The 17,677-nt window shown below is 39.1% G+C and carries 14 protein-coding genes; 7 read left to right on the forward strand and 7 right to left on the reverse strand.

Annotation, left to right across the window (positions count from 1 at the left end):
- Nucleotides 1-15: 15 nt before the first annotated feature.
- Entirely contained in the window at nucleotides 16-2,727 is a 2,712-nt protein-coding gene (secA, locus tag OM33_RS01615; protein ID WP_038637857.1) for a preprotein translocase subunit SecA, read from the reverse strand.
- Between the two features lie 348 nt (nucleotides 2,728-3,075).
- Between secA and OM33_RS01620 the strand changes: the two genes are divergently transcribed.
- The 3 genes from OM33_RS01620 (at nucleotide 3,076) to OM33_RS01630 (ending at nucleotide 4,704) form a co-directional block, all read left to right on the forward strand.
- Entirely contained in the window at nucleotides 3,076-3,540 is a 465-nt protein-coding gene (locus OM33_RS01620; RefSeq protein ID WP_038637860.1) for a DUF721 domain-containing protein, read from the forward strand.
- A 73-nt stretch (nucleotides 3,541-3,613) separates the two neighbouring features.
- Nucleotides 3,614-4,183, forward strand: a complete 570-nt coding sequence (locus OM33_RS01625) for a YceI family protein (RefSeq protein WP_038637863.1) — start codon at nucleotides 3,614-3,616, stop codon at nucleotides 4,181-4,183.
- A gap of 29 nt (nucleotides 4,184-4,212) precedes the next feature.
- The gene (locus OM33_RS01630) at nucleotides 4,213-4,704 is read left to right on the forward strand and encodes a DUF1285 domain-containing protein (protein ID WP_038637868.1); all 492 of its coding nucleotides are present in this window, start codon (nucleotides 4,213-4,215) and stop codon (nucleotides 4,702-4,704) included.
- Nucleotides 4,705-4,708: 4 nt separating this feature from the next.
- Here OM33_RS01630 and hemN read toward each other — a convergent pair whose 3' ends face one another.
- The 5 genes from hemN to OM33_RS01655 form a co-directional block, all read right to left on the reverse strand.
- Complete coding sequence (hemN, locus tag OM33_RS01635) at nucleotides 4,709-6,079, reverse strand: oxygen-independent coproporphyrinogen III oxidase (protein WP_038637871.1); 1,371 nt, start codon at nucleotides 6,077-6,079, stop codon at nucleotides 4,709-4,711.
- A 119-nt stretch (nucleotides 6,080-6,198) separates the two neighbouring features.
- Nucleotides 6,199-6,702: a DUF2489 domain-containing protein gene (locus OM33_RS01640; RefSeq protein ID WP_038637875.1), complete on the reverse strand. Its 504-nt coding sequence runs from the start codon at nucleotides 6,700-6,702 to the stop codon at nucleotides 6,199-6,201.
- A complete protein-coding gene (gene yihI, locus OM33_RS01645) occupies nucleotides 6,702-7,283 on the reverse strand; it encodes a Der GTPase-activating protein YihI (protein ID WP_038637878.1) in 582 nt (193 codons plus the stop codon). Before yihI ends, OM33_RS01640 begins: the two co-directional genes overlap by 1 nt.
- 36 nt (nucleotides 7,284-7,319) lie before the next feature.
- The gene (locus tag OM33_RS01650; RefSeq protein WP_038637883.1) at nucleotides 7,320-7,967 is read right to left on the reverse strand and encodes a class I SAM-dependent methyltransferase; all 648 of its coding nucleotides are present in this window, start codon (nucleotides 7,965-7,967) and stop codon (nucleotides 7,320-7,322) included.
- Nucleotides 7,968-8,541: 574 nt separating this feature from the next.
- The gene (locus tag OM33_RS01655) at nucleotides 8,542-9,174 is read right to left on the reverse strand and encodes a c-type cytochrome (RefSeq protein WP_038637886.1); all 633 of its coding nucleotides are present in this window, start codon (nucleotides 9,172-9,174) and stop codon (nucleotides 8,542-8,544) included.
- 341 nt (nucleotides 9,175-9,515) lie between these two features.
- Here OM33_RS01655 and yihA point away from each other — a divergent pair, with 341 nt between their 5' ends.
- Entirely contained in the window at nucleotides 9,516-10,166 is a 651-nt protein-coding gene (yihA, locus tag OM33_RS01660; RefSeq protein WP_038637889.1) for a ribosome biogenesis GTP-binding protein YihA/YsxC, read from the forward strand.
- Nucleotides 10,167-10,448: 282 nt separating this feature from the next.
- Here yihA and polA read toward each other — a convergent pair whose 3' ends face one another.
- Nucleotides 10,449-13,193, reverse strand: coding sequence for a DNA polymerase I (gene polA / locus OM33_RS01665; protein ID WP_038637893.1), 2,745 nt, complete (start codon nucleotides 13,191-13,193; stop codon nucleotides 10,449-10,451).
- Between the two features lie 496 nt (nucleotides 13,194-13,689).
- Between polA and elbB the strand changes: the two genes are divergently transcribed.
- The 3 genes from elbB to OM33_RS01680 all read left to right on the forward strand — a co-directional run bounded on the left by elbB (nucleotide 13,690) and on the right by OM33_RS01680 (nucleotide 17,676).
- The gene (gene elbB / locus OM33_RS01670; protein ID WP_038637896.1) at nucleotides 13,690-14,340 is read left to right on the forward strand and encodes an isoprenoid biosynthesis glyoxalase ElbB; all 651 of its coding nucleotides are present in this window, start codon (nucleotides 13,690-13,692) and stop codon (nucleotides 14,338-14,340) included.
- Between the two features lie 157 nt (nucleotides 14,341-14,497).
- The gene (locus tag OM33_RS01675; protein WP_038637898.1) at nucleotides 14,498-14,893 is read left to right on the forward strand and encodes a c-type cytochrome; all 396 of its coding nucleotides are present in this window, start codon (nucleotides 14,498-14,500) and stop codon (nucleotides 14,891-14,893) included.
- Between the two features lie 269 nt (nucleotides 14,894-15,162).
- Complete coding sequence (locus OM33_RS01680; RefSeq protein WP_038637902.1) at nucleotides 15,163-17,676, forward strand: sensor domain-containing diguanylate cyclase; 2,514 nt, start codon at nucleotides 15,163-15,165, stop codon at nucleotides 17,674-17,676.
- The last annotated feature ends 1 nt before the right edge of the window (nucleotide 17,677 follow it).

Raw genomic sequence — 17,677 nt, forward strand, 5'->3', positions numbered from 1 at the left:
TTGTACGGCTCACTATTAAGAAAGTTTACCGTGACATTGCTTATATTTTTTACCTGAGCCACATGGACATGGTTCATTGCGCCCAACTTTTGCATCGTTGCGCACAGTAACCGCTGCACCTTCTGGTGTTTCACCACCTACATGCTCGGCTTCTTCATGTTGATATTGCTTAGGTGTATTTTCAGCTTGTTGACGACGACGCTCTTCAACCGCTTCAACATCTTCTTCAGCACGTACTTGTACTTTTGCAAGAATGCTAACCACTTCCACTTTAAGTGCTTCTAACATATCAGAAAACAGCTCGAATGATTCACGCTTGTACTCTTGCTTTGGATTCTTCTGCGCATAACCGCGTAGACCAATACCTTGACGTAAGTGATCCATCGCTGCAAGGTGATCTTTCCAATGTTGGTCAAGTGTTTGTAACATAATCGCTTTTTCAAAGTGACGCAGCACATCTGCACCCACTTGGTCTTCTTTATGTTTGTAAGCCGCAGTAACACCTTCTTCAATACGCTCACGAAGCTTTTCTTCGTAAAGTTTATTGTCTTCATCAAGCCATTGCTGGATTGGCATTTCAACTAGGAAATCGGCACGTAAACGCTCTTCAAGACCTGCGACATCCCACATATCAGCAAGTGATTGTGGTGGGATATATTGGTCGATAATGCCGTTTAGAACATCTGAGCGAATTGCAGTGATTGTTTCAGAAATATCACCTTCTTCTAATAGCTCATTACGCTGCGTATAAACTACACGACGCTGATCGTTTGCTACATCATCGTACTCAAGTAGCTGCTTACGAATATCAAAGTTACGCGCTTCAACTTTACGTTGAGCATTTTCAATTGCACGGTTTACCCACGGGTGCTCAATTGCCTCACCACGTTGCATACCGAGTTTACGCATCATGTTCATCATGCGTTCGCCAGCGAAAATGCGCATCAGTGCATCTTCCATTGAAAGATAGAAACGGCTCGAACCCGCATCACCTTGACGACCAGAACGACCACGTAACTGGTTATCGATACGACGAGATTCATGACGCTCAGTCGCAATAATGTGTAAACCACCGGCTTCTAATACTGCATCATGACGTTTTTGCCATTCTTCTTTAAGCTTTGCGATTTGCTCATCTGTTGGGTTTTCAAGCTTTTCAGCTTCGATCTTCCAGTTACCGCCTAACACGATATCAGTACCACGACCAGCCATGTTAGTTGCAATTGTTACTGCCCCCGCAAGACCCGCGTTTGCAACAATCTCCGCTTCTTGTTGGTGGAATTTCGCATTAAGTACATTGTGCTTAATTTTTTCTTTACGTAAAAACTGCGATAAGTATTCTGAACTTTCAATCGAGATAGTACCAACAAGTACTGGCTGACCACGCTCTTGGCAATCGCGAATATCCGCTAAGATTGCTTCGTACTTTTCTTCTTGCGTTAAATAAACCAAATCGGCACGATCATCACGGATCATCGGTTTGTTAGTTGGAATAACAACTGTCTCTAAACCGTAGATTGACTGGAATTCAAATGCTTCCGTATCGGCAGTACCTGTCATACCAGCAAGCACATCGTAAAGACGGAAGTAATTCTGGAAAGTAATAGAAGCAAGTGTTTGGTTTTCGTTTTGAATATTTACACCTTCTTTTGCTTCTACAGCTTGGTGCAAACCTTCAGACCAACGACGACCTTCCATTGTACGGCCTGTATGCTCATCTACAATGATTACTTCACCATCTTTAACAACGTAGTCTACGTCTTTTTGATAAAGTTTGTGAGCACGAAGTGCTGCATAAACGTGGCTTAGAAGGGTGATGTTATTTGCAGAATAAAGCGAATCACCGTCTTCAATTAAGCCTAGCTCTGCTAAGATTTCTTCAACACGAACTTGACCACGCTCGGTAAGGTGAACCTGCTTAGCTTTTTCATCAATTGTGAAATCGCCATCACCTTCAACACCTTCTTCATCTTCTTTTTCTTGCTGTTCAAGCTGCGGTACCATTTTGTCAATTTGTTGGTAAAGCTCAGAACTATCTTCCGCAGGACCAGAAATAATTAATGGTGTACGCGCTTCATCGATTAAGATTGAGTCAACCTCATCGACTACTGCGTAATATAAAGGACGTTGAACACGCTCATCTGGCGTAAATGCCATATTATCGCGCAGGTAGTCAAAACCAAACTCGTTATTTGTACCGTAAGTAATGTCGGCTTCATATGCTGCTTTTTTCTGTTGTGGCATCATGCCTGGCACGTTGCAGCCAACAGTCAAACCTAAGAACTCAAACAATTCGCGGTTTGTTTCAGCATCACGTTTTGCTAGGTAATCATTCACGGTAATAACATGAACACCTTTACCTGTTAAGCCATGTAAATAGGCAGGTAAGGTTGCAGTTAGGGTTTTACCTTCACCTGTACGCATTTCTGAGATTTTACCTTGGTGTAAAACCATACCACCGATAAGCTGCACATCGAAATGACGCATGCCATAAACACGCTTAGAAGCTTCACGAACAACCGCAAATGCTTCGGCAAGGAAAGAGTCTAAGGTTTCACCATTATCATAACGCTCACGAAATTCAGCAGTCATTGCTTTTAGCTCTTCATCCGAAAGCGCTTCGTACTGTTGTTCTAATCCATTAATTTGCGCGACCGTTTTTCGTAAATTTTTAATTATTCGATCATTGCGACTACCAAATATTTTGGTAAGTAAGTTAGCTATCATGATAAAACCGTTACAACCTTAGTTTAGTGACAAAACCCATGCCACTTTTCAAATTAATTGTGCGTACAGTATCAGCAGAGCACCGATATTGCTAGTTAACCCGACCAAACATGGCTCCTTCATACTGTGCAAGCAGTATTATTTGAGATAACTAGCAATATAGCCTTGAGTGATACAGCTGTATTTTTCTATATATTGAGACTATTAAGTCTATTTCAAGGGCGATATTTTATTCATTTAATCCCAGTGAGCCAAGTTTAATTTGCCCTTTGTTCAGCTTTATTTACAGCTTTTTACTTGCTGTCACTTTTGATGGCCAATACAATAAGAAAAAAGAGGGTTTTTACCATGGCTAAAAACAGGTTCGCACCTAAACCACTTGGGGATGTCCTCACCAACCTTCCTAATCGGCTACAACAGTTTTCAAATAAGAATCAAGAGAATAAGCAACTTCAAAAACTGCTAGAGCAAATTCTTGATGCTAATATGTTAGCTAAGTGCGCCATTGCAAATTATCAAGATGGCACATTGGTGCTTAATGCTCAGTCAGCAGCTGTTGCAATGCGTTTAAACTATATGAAGATGAGTATACTCAGTGATTTTCGCCGCTTGGGTTTGCCTGAACTTTGCCAAATAAAAATTCAAACTTCGCCAAGAAATGCAAAAAGCCAACAAGCAACTCAGCAAACCCCTAACTCTGAGAAAAAACGTTTAACTAAAAGTGCGCAACAATCGTTACTGGAAGTTGCTGAACACGCCCCCGATTCACTTAAAGAAAAGCTAGAAAGACTTGCTAAACTCGCTGATCGATAATGGTTTTTTATAGCGTAGAATTGTTGCTATTATTATGTAGCAATTGAATTTATTACCCTAGAAGGTATGCGTTATGCTTAAACAACTCGCTAGCTTAGCGATATTAGCGGCCTGCTTTAATGCTACTGCTGATTGGCAACTTCATAACAACAGCTCAAAAGTCAGCTTTGTTTCTATTAAAAAAGACACAATCGGCGAAGTGCATCATTTTAAAACATTGTCAGGTCAAATCGCTGATGATGGCAATTTTTCAGTAGAAATTGATTTAACCTCAGTTGAAACTAATATTCCAATTCGTAATGAACGCATGCAAAGCATGTTATTCAATACCAAAGTATTTCCAACACTGAAACTCACAGCGAAAGTAAGCAAAGAGTTAGCGCAGCTTACTGATGGCAATAGTAATGTATTTTCTGTGCCTGCAACCTTATCGTTAAACGGCATTAAAAAAGAACTCGCTATAGATGTATTTGCGGCACGTACCAATAAAAACTCATTATTAGTAACAGCAATGTCACCTATTATTATCAACGCGAGTGATTTTAATTTAGATACTGGTGTTGCTGCATTACAAAAAGTAGCCGGCTTGCCAAATATTGCGCGCGCAGTGCCCGTCACTTTTGTACTTCATTTCACCCAATAGCACTTATCAAACAGGGTTTTTGTTATTCTATGGATTTATCTGAATTAACAAAGCAAATAGAAACAATCGTTGCGCCATTTGAATCATGGCAACCAACTAGCTGTGGCGAAATCGATATAAAGATCAAAGCAAACGGCGATTGGTATTTTAACGGTTCAAAAATCGACCGTATTAATATGGTTAAATTATTTGCTCAGGTACTTACCAAAGAAAACAACCAATACTATTTAAAAACCCCCATTGAAAAAATGCGCATCTCCGTTGAAGATGCGCCTTTTTTAATTTCCCATTGGTATGAAAAAGAAGGCTATATTATTTGCAGTGATAATCTAGAGCGAAAGTATATTCTGGGTAGTAACCACTTACTGGAGCTGCATAATGATGTGCCATATTTACAACTGCACCATGGCGTTTTGGCAAAAGTGACTCGCAATGTATTTTATCAATGGGCTGAAATCGCGAGTGAAAAAAATGGCCGCTTTGCAATATGCTCTGGCGACCAAGACTTCTTTATTGGTTAATCTATTAAATCACACGAGAAAAGCGTGTTAGTTTTGCTTGCTGTTTTAAATATGCATCAAAAGTCATGCATATATTACGAATAAACAAGCGCCCTTTGTTCTCAACAATAAGTGCTTCTTCATTTAATGAGACCATGCCATCTTCAGAAAAACACGTAAGTCCACCGAGCTCATCAGCAAAATAATCTGCAAAGTTAATTGCAAACTTATGCTCAACATCAGCAAAATTTAGCTTAAAGTGGCAAATAATTTCTTTAATAACAAAGGCGCGAATTTTATCATCCTTGGTTAAAGTAAGCCCCTTAACAACTGGCACACCTGATGCTTCAACGGTTTGATAATAGTCTTTCAAATCTTTTGGATTTTGGAAGATACTATCACCTACTTGTGAAATAGAGGATGCTCCTAACCCTAATAAGTCACAGTCGCCATGGGTTGTATAACCCTGGAAGTTACGGTGTAACTTACCTTTTTGCTGTGCAATCGCGAGCGAATCAGTGCTTTTAGCGAAATGATCCATACCGATATTTACGTATCCAGCTTCCATCATTTGCGCCAAGGTGTTTTTAAACATCGATAGCTTTTGATCTGGACTTGGTAATTGCTCGTCTTTAATTTTACGTTGTGCAGCAAAGCGATCCGGTAAATGAGCATAGTTAAATACCGATACACGATCAGGCGAGAGTGCAATTAATCGCGCCATGCTCTCTTTAAAGCTCTCAGGTGTTTGCAATGGAAGCCCATAAATCATATCCGCATTGACCGATGAAAAACCGAGGGCACGCGCTTCACTCACAAGGTTTGCAACGTTATCTGCACATTGTTCACGATTTACCGCTTTTTGCACGTCATCATTAAAGTCTTGAATGCCAAAAGATACTCGATTAAATCCAAGCGAGCGTAAGTGGCCAAGCATATCATCAGGTAAAGAACGAGGATCAATTTCAATGCTTGATTGCACTGAATCTGAAAAGTTGAAATGCGTTTGAACAATCGCCATTAAACGGCTCATTTGTTCCTTTGTTAAAAAGGTTGGAGTACCCCCACCTAAATGTAACTGCTCAATTTTATAATCTTTATAAAGCGCCGCTTGTGCCTTTGCTTCTTGCTCTAAAAAGTCTAAATAGACATCTGCTTTATGTTGGTGGCGAGTAATTATTTTATTACAGCCGCAGTAATAGCAAAGCTGGTGACAAAACGGTACATGAATATACAGCGACAAGCGCGTATTATCGCTTTTGGCAATCGCCTGTGTTACCGAATCAACAGAAAAGCCAGACTCAAACGACAACGCCGTTGGATAGGAAGTATAACGAGGACCTGACACATTGTATTTTTTTATAAGGGAATTATCCCATTCGACGAAATTTTGCACGACTTAGACCTAACACGATTAAGGTTTAGCAAGTGTACAAAAGTAAGTAAAATCAGGTTTTGATCCAAAACAATAAAGCCAGCGAGTGCTGGCTTTATTAGATTTAAAAAACGGGACCGTTACCCAGCAAAAACATGTTTTGTTTTTGGATCTGCGGGGAAGTAAGCTTCCAGTTTTGCAGCTTCAGCAAGAATGCCCTCTTCGAGCTCTTGTTCAGTGCGCCAACGCTTACTATCCATTTTAAAGATTTCTTTCTTGCTGTATTTTTTGCGGGCATCATGAGTAGGCATTTCTTTTACCACATCATACATTTTAAATACATGCTCATATTCAGTTTCAAGATCAACCGTTTCTGAGAATTGATATTGCGACATCAATACCCAAATGCGTAGACACCCTTCTGAATATTCACACTGTTTTTCTTTCATCGCACGCGCAATTAAATTAATGCTATCAGCAATTTTTGCGTTACGTTCAAGTGCCTTAGCTTTTAACTTTTCTAATTGAGCTTGCTGCTTTTCTTTTTGTACTTTCAATTGAAATAACAACTTACCAGCGTAAAAAGCAAGGCCAGCTACAATCGCCACAGCAAGGATAATGGCAATCACCCATAGCGGTTCCACTATTTTAAATCCTCCTCATCATCGTCGTTAAGCCATTCATCAGCAAGGTCGTTTGACATGAATTGATCTAACATATCTTCATCATCAAACTCATCTTCGTCTTCAATACCCAGTAAATCACACAAGGCTTGGTGACGCGCTACTTTAGCGTTTAAGTATTTTGCATCTTTACCAACAAGTACTTCACCTGCATTCTGACGCTCAAGCAATGACATCAGTTTTTGATCATTTTCAATTTGCTCAAGTTCTTGCTCTGGCGACAATTCAGGTTCATTTACTTTACGTAACTCTACTTGAGGCTTTAAATGACGCTTAAATTCAGGCTGTTGCTCAGTACTCGCAACTTCAGGTACTAGGCTTATAGGCTTTTTACTGCCTAAGCGCGTGTCTTTGCGTTGCTTACCTGAGCTTTGCTGCTCGTTGAGCGCATCTTGTGCATTGCGCGTACCCGCTTTATTACCAGTACGCTTTTTAACACGCTGCTCTTTTAACGCGCGTAATTCGGCAAGTTTCTCTTTGCTCAAACGGAAGCTACCATTACCGCCTGTGCCGATTTTGCGTGACTTTTTCTTTCTGGTCATAATTAAATCTAAAATTTTTACAAAACTAAGCGTATTTTACACTATTGCTGACTTTTTAAATAGCATCACGTCATCCCCATGAAATGTCAGTGATAAGCCATTCTGCTTTGCTAAATAACGAAAGGTTTCTGGCGAGAAAAAGTTAATATGGGTAATATCATTTTTGTAATGCCAATTTTTAAATCTTTCTTGGTTAATAACAAGCTTTGTCATCACCACCAATACGCCGCTAGGTTTAAGTAAGCTCACTAATTGCGCCCAAATTTCATCAGGTTTTGCCAAATGCTCTATCACTTCTGTACACGTGACAAAGTCATATTGCTTACTCAACACTTCCTTATTAGGGTAATAAAAAATATCGTATAGCGCTGTTGAGTGACCCTTTTCATCCAACATTTTGGCAAGTGCAGGCCCTGGTCCACAACCGAAATCTAAACCATCACTCGGCTTTTCTAATACTGCTAATAATGGATTAAGTGCTCTACTTAAAAACTGTTGATAGCCAATATCATTTACATCATTTTGGTGACTATCATAGATTTTCTTTTCTTCGGTTAAAGAGATCATCTGACTACGAGCAACGAATACAAGTCGGCAATGGTTACATTGAAAGTAAGCACGTCGTTTATCTTGACTAAAGAGCGAAACATCAGGGTGATGGCATAAAGGGCAAGGTTCTAGCATGAGTACGGTCTAAAATTGATTTAGCGTATGGTAGCAATTTTTTCAAAGCAAATAAAAAGGCGACAGAAAATCTCTGTCGCCTACTAATCTGAGTGTCTATGACACTTCTCCCTTCGACTGTCTTAACCAACAAGTCTAATTTTATTATTATTTTACTATCCGTATTTTTATTATTATCTTCCGTGCTTTTTTTATTTTCGGTCTTCCTAACGCTTTCTTAGCATTCCATTATGTAACCAGTGGTTACTTTCCCCTACGCACATAATTGTCGCTGCACTTCCGTATTTTACTGCTTTCCATATTATTTTTTTGTCCCTTGCGACAGGTGAATAATTTACTTGTTAATAAATTTGTTACAACTAATTTAACGAAAATAAATAAAAAAAGTTTTCTTTGAAAATACTGTTAACAATAAAAAACATATACTTAAGTATAATATAGAAACAAAATAGCGAATTAACTTACAGTTAACATAAGCCACTTTCTCACACCAAATGTGAGATATATCCCACAACTCAAGATATAAAAAAAGCAGCCTAAGCTGCTTTTTCAACACATTTTTAAATTAATGTGATTAGTGAAGACCTGATACATACTTAGAAAGTAACTCAATGTCTTTATCTGTTAACTTTTTAGCAAGATCACGCATCATGCCATTAAGATCATTATTGCGCTCACCAGAGCGGAATTTTTCAAGCTGCGCTTTCACATAATCAGCATTCTGGAAAGATACTTTAGGGAAACCCGCTAATGACGTACCGTTACCGCGAGGACCGTGACATGCTGCACATGCCGGAATTCCACGCTCAGCATCACCTGCCTTGTAAAGTTTACCGCCTTCAGCAACTACGTCTTCTGGTGTTGTGCCTGCTTCCATATTTAAGCTTGCAAAATAAGCTGAGATATCACGCATATCTTGCTCAGATAAAGGCATCGCCATGCCACTCATAACCGGATCCATACGACCCTCAGCACCACCTGAAGTCATGCCTAATTTAAATTCTTTTAATTGCTTGAATAAGTATTGAGCGTGCTGACCTGCAAGTTTAGGGTGATTAGGAAGTGGTTTGTTTCCATCTACACCGTGACAAGCAACACATGTCGCAGCTTTCGTTTTTCCAGCTTCTATATCGCCTTCAAAAGCAGCAGCTTGATTAACGCTGAACGCACCAGCAACCATCATTAAAGATAAAGCTATTTTTTTCATGCTATTTCTCTGTTTCGACCCTATTAAAACCTGACAAGCAGGAATGAATACCAGCTAAAGTAGCCATATTCTACACGATTAAATTTTATCTGGCACGTCTTATGCCTTTATAAAACATATAAAATATAGGGGTTTTTATTAAAAAACTCCCGAAAGGCGCTTTTCTTTGATCTTTCTCAAGGTTAAATATGCCCATTAAAAAAGACAAAGCATTACTTATTTAGCTCTTGTTAGTATAAAATAAGCGCCCAGAAAGAAAAGATTTGTTAAAGGCAATCTAGCAAAAAATCCCCTCGATTGGGATTAGCCTTTAATCTTAACAGCGTTTTAAGGAGCTAACCTTGCTAAAGTCACGGGTTCAATATTCAAAAGCGAGCTTTATTACAAGTGCACCAGATATCACTAAACTGCCTGCTGATACGGGTGTTGAAGTGGCATTTGCAGGCCGTTCTAATGCAGGTAAATCAAGCGCCTTAAACGCGTTAACCGATCAAAAATTAGCACGTACCAGTAAAACACCTGGTCGTACTCAATTGATTAATACATTCTCACTAGGTGAGAATATGCGTTTAATCGATCTTCCAGGTTACGGCTTTGCTAAAGTGCCACTAGAAATGAAAAAGAAGTGGCAGAAATCTCTTGGCGAGTACCTGCAAAAACGCGAAAGCCTGAAAGGTATTGTGGTTTTAATGGATATCCGTCATCCATTAAAAGAGTTAGATATGGACCTTATCAATTGGGCCGTAGACAGCGATTTAGAAATTCTTGCTCTGCTAACTAAAGCGGACAAACTAAAGCAAGGAAAACGCAAAAGTGAAGTACTCAAAGTTCGTCGTGAGCTAAAAGAGTTAAGTGACAAAATAACGGTTCATGCATTCTCATCTCTTAAAGGCATTGGTTTACCAGAACTCGCAAAAACTCTGGATGTTTGGTACTTAGGTGAAGTTGAAGCTGTAGCGCCTGAACAAGAAGATGACGAAACCACGTCATAAAAGAAGGTTAGAAAAAACCGGTTGGCATAAACCAACCGGGTATAGCAATCTGGGGAGAAGCTATTAAAACGCTGTACCCCGTAAGAGATACATCATCAACAGGATGTCCTTATAGGACGGCGCGCACTTTAGCAAAGCAGATTCGCAAAATAAAGCTATATCGCGCCAAAATGCAAAGAAATGTAACGAACTGCATTAAAATCAAGCAAACCTAAATTTAATATAAAAAAATAGCCAACAAAGATTGTTGGCTATTTAAATATCATATTAAAACGTTAAAGTTTAATGTGCTTGTTCCCAGTTATCCCCTGAGTCAGCCTCAACTAATAGTGGTACATCTAGTTCAGCGGCTTCACTCATTAAGGCACATATCTTCTCGCTAAACTCGCTTACTTTCTCAGCCTTGATCTCAAACACGAGTTCATCGTGAACCTGCATAATCATTTCAATATCATCTGACGATTGCGTTTTCAACCAACCAGAAACATTGATCATTGCACGCTTAATGATATCAGCCGCTGTACCTTGCATAGGCGCGTTAATCGCAGCACGTTCTGCAGCTTTTCGGCGAGCACCATTACGTGCATTGATATCAGGTAGATACAAACGACGACCAAATAAGGTACTGACATAACCTTTTTCAGCAGCATCTTCACGCGTACGTTCCATATACTCAAGTACACCAGGGAAGCGTTCAAAATAAGTATCCATATAATGTTGCGCTTCATTACGAGGAATATCTAACTGACGCGACAGACCAAATGCACTCATGCCATAAATTAAGCCAAAGTTTACCGCTTTTGCTTTGCGTCGCATGTCTGATGTTACTGTTTCAAGGGGGACACCAAATACTTCCGCAGCGGTTGCACTGTGAACATCTTTGCCCTCCGCAAATGCACTGAGTAACCCTTTATCTTGAGATAAATGTGCCATAATACGCAGCTCAATTTGACTGTAATCGGCAGCCATAATTAACTTACCAGGTGCTGCAACAAATGCCTGTCTAATTCGGCGACCTGCTTCATTCCGAATTGGAATGTTCTGTAAATTAGGATCACTAGAGCTTAAACGTCCCGTCGCAGTAACCGCTTGATGATAAGAAGTGTGGACACGCTGTGTAAGTTCATCAACCATCTTTGGTAATTTATCAGTATAAGTGGACTTAAGTTTTGCTAAACCACGGTGCTCAATAATCAACTTAGGAAGCGGGTAATCATGTGCTAACTCTTGCAGTACTTCTTCAGCAGTCGATGGTGCCCCTTTCGGTGTTTTCTTTAACACTGGCAAACCCAGTTTTTCGAATAGAATCCCCTGAAGTTGCTTAGTAGAACTTAAATTAAATTCCTCACCTGCAATTTCGTAAGCCTCTTTCTCCAACTCTTCGAGACGCGCAGCAATTTCAACACTTTGCTCTGCAAGCATTTGGCTATCAATATGAACACCCGTGCGTTCGATATTTGATAATACACTTACCAGCGGTAACTCTATGGTATTAAATACCTTAACCAAGTCAGACTCTTTTTCTAACATTGGCCACAGCGTATTATGTAAACGCAGCGTAATATCCGCATCTTCAGCCGCATATGGGGCTGCTTTTTCTAACTCAATTTGGTTAAACGTCAACTGCGCTTTACCTTTACCAGCGATCTCTTCGAAGCTAATATTTTTATGACCTAAATATTTTAGTGCTAGTGAGTCCATATCATGACGCGTACCAACACTATTTAGTACGTATGATTCCAGCATAGTATCGAAGCGAATACCGTTTAATTCAATGCCAGCGCGCGCTAATACACTTTTATCGTATTTTAAGTTTTGGCCTACTTTTGCTTTGTTATGATCGGCTAAGATCGGACCCAACTTATTAAATACTAAATCAAAATCCAGTTGTACTGGTGCACCCAAATAATCGTGCTTTAATGGTAAATAAGCCGCTTCGCCTTCTGTAACGGCAAAGCTCATGCCCACTAAATCAGCTTGCATATAATCTAAACTGGTGGTTTCAGTATCGAACGCGAATAACTCAGCTTTTTCTAACTTTGAAATCCAGCTATCAAGTTGTGCTTCAGTTAAAATGGTTTCATAAGTCGCATCAATTTTCTTTGCTTGAGCCACAGCTTCGACTTCTGCGGCAGGCGCGGTATTACCATCAAGTAACTCACTCAACCAACGTTTAAACTCACATTCACCGTATAGTTTAATTAACTCGTCAGTATTCGCTTCTGCTACCTGAAATGATTCAAGATCTTGTTCAACTTCAACATCCAATTTGATTGTCGCAAGCTCATAAGAAAGCAAAAGCTGCTCTTTGTTATCTTCAAGCTTCTTAGACATCGTTTTAGAACCACGGAAACCAAGTTCTGCGATCTTATCTAAATTATTATAGAGGCTATCAATCGAACCTAAGCCCTGCAGCATCGCCAGCGCGGTTTTCTCACCAACGCCTGGTACACCCGGGATGTTATCAACCTTATCTCCCATTAACGCTAAAAAGTCGATAATAAGTTCTGGACCAATGCCAAATTTTTCCACGACTCCTTCAGGATCTAAAATGGTGTTTGTCATGGTATTGATCAGTGTGACATGGTCATCAACTAACTGCGCCATATCTTTATCGCCTGTGCTGATAAGCACATGACGTTTTTGTTCAGATGCCTGCTTTGCAAGCGTACCAATAACATCATCAGCTTCTACACCAGGAATACTAATTAGCGGTAATCCCATTGCTCGAATAATATTATGAATTGGTTCTATTTGAGTACGCAGATCGTCAGGCATCGGTGGGCGATTCGCTTTGTACTCAGAGTACATTTCATTGCGGAAAGTTGGCCCTTTTGCATCAAAAATCACTACCATATGACTTGGTGAATACTGCTTAACAAGGCTTTTAAGCATATTAATGACACCATAAATAGCGCCTGTAGCTTCACCTTTTGAATTGGTTAAATGTGGTGGAGCATGATAAGCACGGAATAAATATGATGAACCATCAACCAAGATTAACGGATTTTCAGGTACCTGAGCCATAAACACTCGCCTTAAAACGATTTGATAATAAATTGCCGATAGCATGCCATATCCCCGATAAGAAAACGAGAATTCAGCTCTATAAAGCAAGAGAAATACACTTTCTGTGTAAACAATCAACTGAAAGGTTAATTATCAAACAGTAAAAGCGGGGGGTAAGTTGTGGATAAGTTTGTTAGTAAAGATGTAACGGTGCCTTCCTAGACTTTGCATAGACAAAGAAGGAATCTAAAAAATTTCTTATTTATTAAATGGTTAACAAGGCTAAAATGCTAGCTTATTGTTATTATTATTAATTTCCCAAGATGTGGAAACTGCTAAACTTTTAATCCTTAAAACTTAGAAAGGAACATCCTAATTTCTAGCAGGGCAGTTACTCTACCAATAAAAGATCAAAGATCCTAGCGATCTTTTTATAATTTTTTTTTATTTACATCGTTTCTTTATAGCTAGAATATAGCAACGATAGAATTATTGATTAGGAGCTAATTAAAGAATGAAAAAAGTAGCCGTAATTTTAAGTGGATGTGGTGTTTTTGATGGCGCTGAAATACATGAAGCGGTACTCACGCTGCTGCATATTGAATTAAATGGTGCTAGTTACCAATGCTTTGCTCCGAATATAAGTCAACATCATGTTGTGAATCACATAACAGGTGAAGAAATGTCAGAACAGCGCAATGTACTTATTGAAGCAGCACGCATTGCTCGTGGCGATATCAGAGATCTGAATGAACTTAATGTGCAAGACTTTGATGCACTGGCATTGCCTGGTGGTTTCGGTGCAGCAAAAAATTTATGTGATTTTGCTTTTAAAGGAGCAGAGTGCGATATAAATGAGGATGTTGCAAATGCTTGCCGCGCTTTTGCTGATGCACAAAAACCTGCGGCTTATATTTGTATTGCGCCAGCACTTATTCCACAAATATATGCAAAAGGCACGCTAGCAACCATAGGTAACGATGAAGACACTGCTGCTGCAGTGACAATTCTTGGGGCAACTCATCAAAACTGTGATGTCGCTGATATTGTGATAGATGAGAAAGCAAAAGTAATTAGCACTCCGGCCTATATGCTTGCAAAAAATATTAGTGAAGCAGCCGGTGGCATTGAAAAGGCAATCGCAAAACTGATTAAAATGAGCTAACTTTTGTTACGACGAAAAAGTTGCGCTAGCGCAACTTTTTAATATTTTAAGACTAATTAGCCATAACTAACCATTTTATAAATTGCCATCTGACGTTATAATTGTGCTAATTTCCGTCTATTGTGATTGATCACCTCAATTTGTGAGCAAGTAAAAAATGAAAAAATTAACAGCAGCATTACTAATGATGAGTGCAACTGTTGCAGTTGCAGCACCTTTTGATAACTCGTTAACTGAAGAAGCGATTAAAAAGCGTATCGCACCAGTTGGCACTGTTTATTTAGCAGGTGCGGAACCAGTTGTTGCTGAACCAACCGGCCCTCGCACAGGACAACAAGTGTATCAAGCAAGTTGTTTCGGTTGTCACGGTACCGGCGCTCTAGGTGCACCAAAAACTAAAGCTGACTGGGACACACGTTTAGCTAAAGGTATGGATGTTTTAATGGATCATGCAATCAATGGTTTTAATGCAATGCCACCACGCGGTACATGTATGAACTGTTCTGATGAAGAAATTAAAGATGCTATCGAATTTATGATGAAAGGCAACTAGTCTTATTTCACTTTAAAAAGCCGCTTCATTGAGCGGCTTTTTTAGTGGTGCTAACTGATATAACAATAATCTTGTTTGTTAGATAAAAAAGGAATATAAAACCAAAAATTAAATTATATATTTCAGCAACTTGCAAGTTTACCTAAATCAACAACAAGATTGCTATTTACATTGAAAGATGAAAAAATAAAGGTTAAAAAATAACCAAAGTTAGCTTTAGCATTATTAGCTGACACCAGTTACACAATAACTAATAATAAGAAATTGCAATGGAAGATGCTCACACTAATTACGGCCAAGATCAAAGAAAAATTAAGCGCCTAAAACACTTAGTGAAAAAATACCAAACGTCTTTGCAAACACAAACGGCTTTGTTACAGCTGTCTGAGCAAGCGAGCAAAGTATCCGAGCTCACCCTACTTTATCCTGCAATTCAACAAATTCTCGAGAGCAGTCTTCCCTGTCGCAACTTTTATGTCGTTTTGTTCAACCCCGATATTGGTGAGCTAGAATTAACCTACTTTGTTGATGAAGTTGATGGCATTGATCTTCCTATTCAAGCGCAACAAACAGGTATGTTAGATAACTCGCTAACTGGACTTGTATTTAAAACAGGTGTAGCTAAGTTGTTTAACAAACAACAAATTGCCGAATGTGAAATAAAAGGTATTTGCCGAGTAATGGGCACGCCTTGTGAATATTGGCTGGGAGTGCCCATTCATCACGATGGGCAAGTAATAGGGGTGATGGCAACTCAAAGCTATGACGTGCATCAACCATTTAATGACAGCCAAATTGCCTTATTTGAAACCGTTGCCTTTTATTTTAGTACCGCAGTTGAGCGCGTTAAAAAACGCCAATATATGGCACAACAAGTCTTAGATCGTACAGAGCAGTTACGCTTGGAAGTAGCACGAAATCAAGAAACCATTCGCAAACAAAATATTTTGTACGCGATTTCTAAACTCGCAACTAAAAGTCTGAATAACCAAGATTTTTTTAAACTAGTTCATAGTATTATTGATGAGGAAGTATTTGCAAAAAACCTTTTCATTGCGCTGTATGATCACAGCGAAAATATGATTAGCTGTCCGTATGCCGTGGATGAAATGTCTGTTGATTATCAACCGCGCACTTTTTCAAAAGGGTTAACAGAGTTTGTTATCCGATCAGGTACCACCGAGTTGTTTGATCAAAACCGGATCTTAAACGAAGTAGCAAAGGGGAATATCGAATTACCGGCAAAGTTTAATAGTTCACCTTTACCAACGTCTTGGGTAGGTGTGCCGCTTTATCACAGGCAACAAGTAATCGGTGTACTTGCATGCCAAGCATTTAATAGCGAATACCACTATAAACAGTCCGATATCGAGCTCATTTCATTTGTATCAGAACAAATTTCAAATGTCGTTGTTAAACAGTTAGCTGATAATCAATTAGAGCAAAGAGTTAAAGAGAAAACGGCTGAGCTACAACAAGCCAATATTCACTTGCAGCTACAAATTGAAGAACGAAAAAAAATTGAGCGCCAATTATTTCATGATGCCCATCATGATAATCTGACTGGTCTTGCGAATCGCAGTTTATTTATTTCTCAGCTAGATAAAACATTGCAACGTCACAAACGCGACAAATCCCATTGTTTTGCTGTGATGTTTATCGACTTGGATAATTTTAAAGATATTAACGACACACTTGGCCATCATGCTGGGGATAAATTTTTAAAATCAACCGCCAATGAATTTTCCACATGTATACGTGAACATGATTTATTAGCGCGTTTCGGTGGTGATGAGTTTGTAATTTTATTAACGCACCTTCAACACAAAGATGAAGCAAAACAAATCGCAAAACGTATTATCAAAATTATGAATAAACCGTTTTGCATTAACGAACAATGTATTAAAAGTGGTGCAAGTATCGGTATTGCATACAGTAATAAGACTTATGACAGCACAGATGAGATTATTCGTGACGCGGATAGTGCCATGTACCAAGCAAAAAAATCAGGTAAAGGTACAATCAAACTTGCTTCACCTGAGCACATCACAAAAAATAGTTTCATATGTTCTGATCTAATCAATGCAGGTCAGCTGAGTTTTGTTAAATCAAAGGCCATTGATTTACAGCTTGAGCAAGGTATCGCAACCTATATCAATCCCTATATTACGCTTGAATCAGGTGCAAAAATCGCGCTTCACCAATTACTTCAAGAACAGCATCCAGCAATAGACTACTGCGATTTCTTGATAAATCGAGTCCTCTCACATGTTATGCAAAATGAGCCTGTTTATTTGCAGTTACACACTGCTATATTGGCTCAAGACTTTGAACGCTTTCACGTTCAATTAGCAAAATCAAATCACAATATCTGCTGGCTGATTAACGACAACAATTTAGCAGAGCTCTCTACTAAGCAAATTGAAAATTTGAAAAAGTTGAAACAAGATGGTTTTAAAATTGGCGTAATGGATGTCGCTCGCCAACAAATCGATCTCGTAAAACTAACCTGTGTTGAATTTGACTACCTTTTATTAGATTTAAATTTCTGTCGTAAATTAGTGAACGAAAAACTTGCGCAACAACAACTGGCTGCACTGCTTGCACTAACCCAAAATACAGCCTGCAATATTGTTGCTACAGGGCCTGCAATTGTAAATTTCCAGTCCTCACTGAAGAAACTTGGGGTTAATTTATTTTTAAGCCCATTAACGCAAGAAACTGAGCAGCTTTTGGCATCCGAAGCAAACCAAGAGCCACGCAGTAGATCGGCGAAGCAATAAC

The sequence above is a fragment of the Pseudoalteromonas piratica genome, assembly GCF_000788395.1.
Classification (GTDB): domain Bacteria; phylum Pseudomonadota; class Gammaproteobacteria; order Enterobacterales; family Alteromonadaceae; genus Pseudoalteromonas; species Pseudoalteromonas piratica.

Excerpts from the sequence above, each read along its gene's own strand:
- OM33_RS01650 (WP_038637883.1), bottom strand. The coding sequence starts at position 7,967 with ATGCTAGAACCTTGCCCTTTATGCCATCACCCTGATGTTTCGCTCTTT.
- OM33_RS01620 (WP_038637860.1), top strand. The coding sequence starts at position 3,076 with ATGGCTAAAAACAGGTTCGCACCTAAACCACTTGGGGATGTCCTCACC.
- elbB (WP_038637896.1), top strand. The coding sequence starts at position 13,690 with ATGAAAAAAGTAGCCGTAATTTTAAGTGGATGTGGTGTTTTTGATGGC.
- polA (WP_038637893.1), bottom strand. The coding sequence starts at position 13,193 with ATGGCTCAGGTACCTGAAAATCCGTTAATCTTGGTTGATGGTTCATCA.
- OM33_RS01655 (WP_038637886.1), bottom strand. The coding sequence starts at position 9,174 with ATGAAAAAAATAGCTTTATCTTTAATGATGGTTGCTGGTGCGTTCAGC.
- OM33_RS01630 (WP_038637868.1), top strand. The coding sequence starts at position 4,213 with ATGGATTTATCTGAATTAACAAAGCAAATAGAAACAATCGTTGCGCCA.
- OM33_RS01675 (WP_038637898.1), top strand. The coding sequence starts at position 14,498 with ATGAAAAAATTAACAGCAGCATTACTAATGATGAGTGCAACTGTTGCA.
- OM33_RS01625 (WP_038637863.1), top strand. The coding sequence starts at position 3,614 with ATGCTTAAACAACTCGCTAGCTTAGCGATATTAGCGGCCTGCTTTAAT.
- OM33_RS01680 (WP_038637902.1), top strand. The coding sequence starts at position 15,163 with ATGGAAGATGCTCACACTAATTACGGCCAAGATCAAAGAAAAATTAAG.
- yihI (WP_038637878.1), bottom strand. The coding sequence starts at position 7,283 with ATGACCAGAAAGAAAAAGTCACGCAAAATCGGCACAGGCGGTAATGGT.
- secA (WP_038637857.1), bottom strand. The coding sequence starts at position 2,727 with ATGATAGCTAACTTACTTACCAAAATATTTGGTAGTCGCAATGATCGA.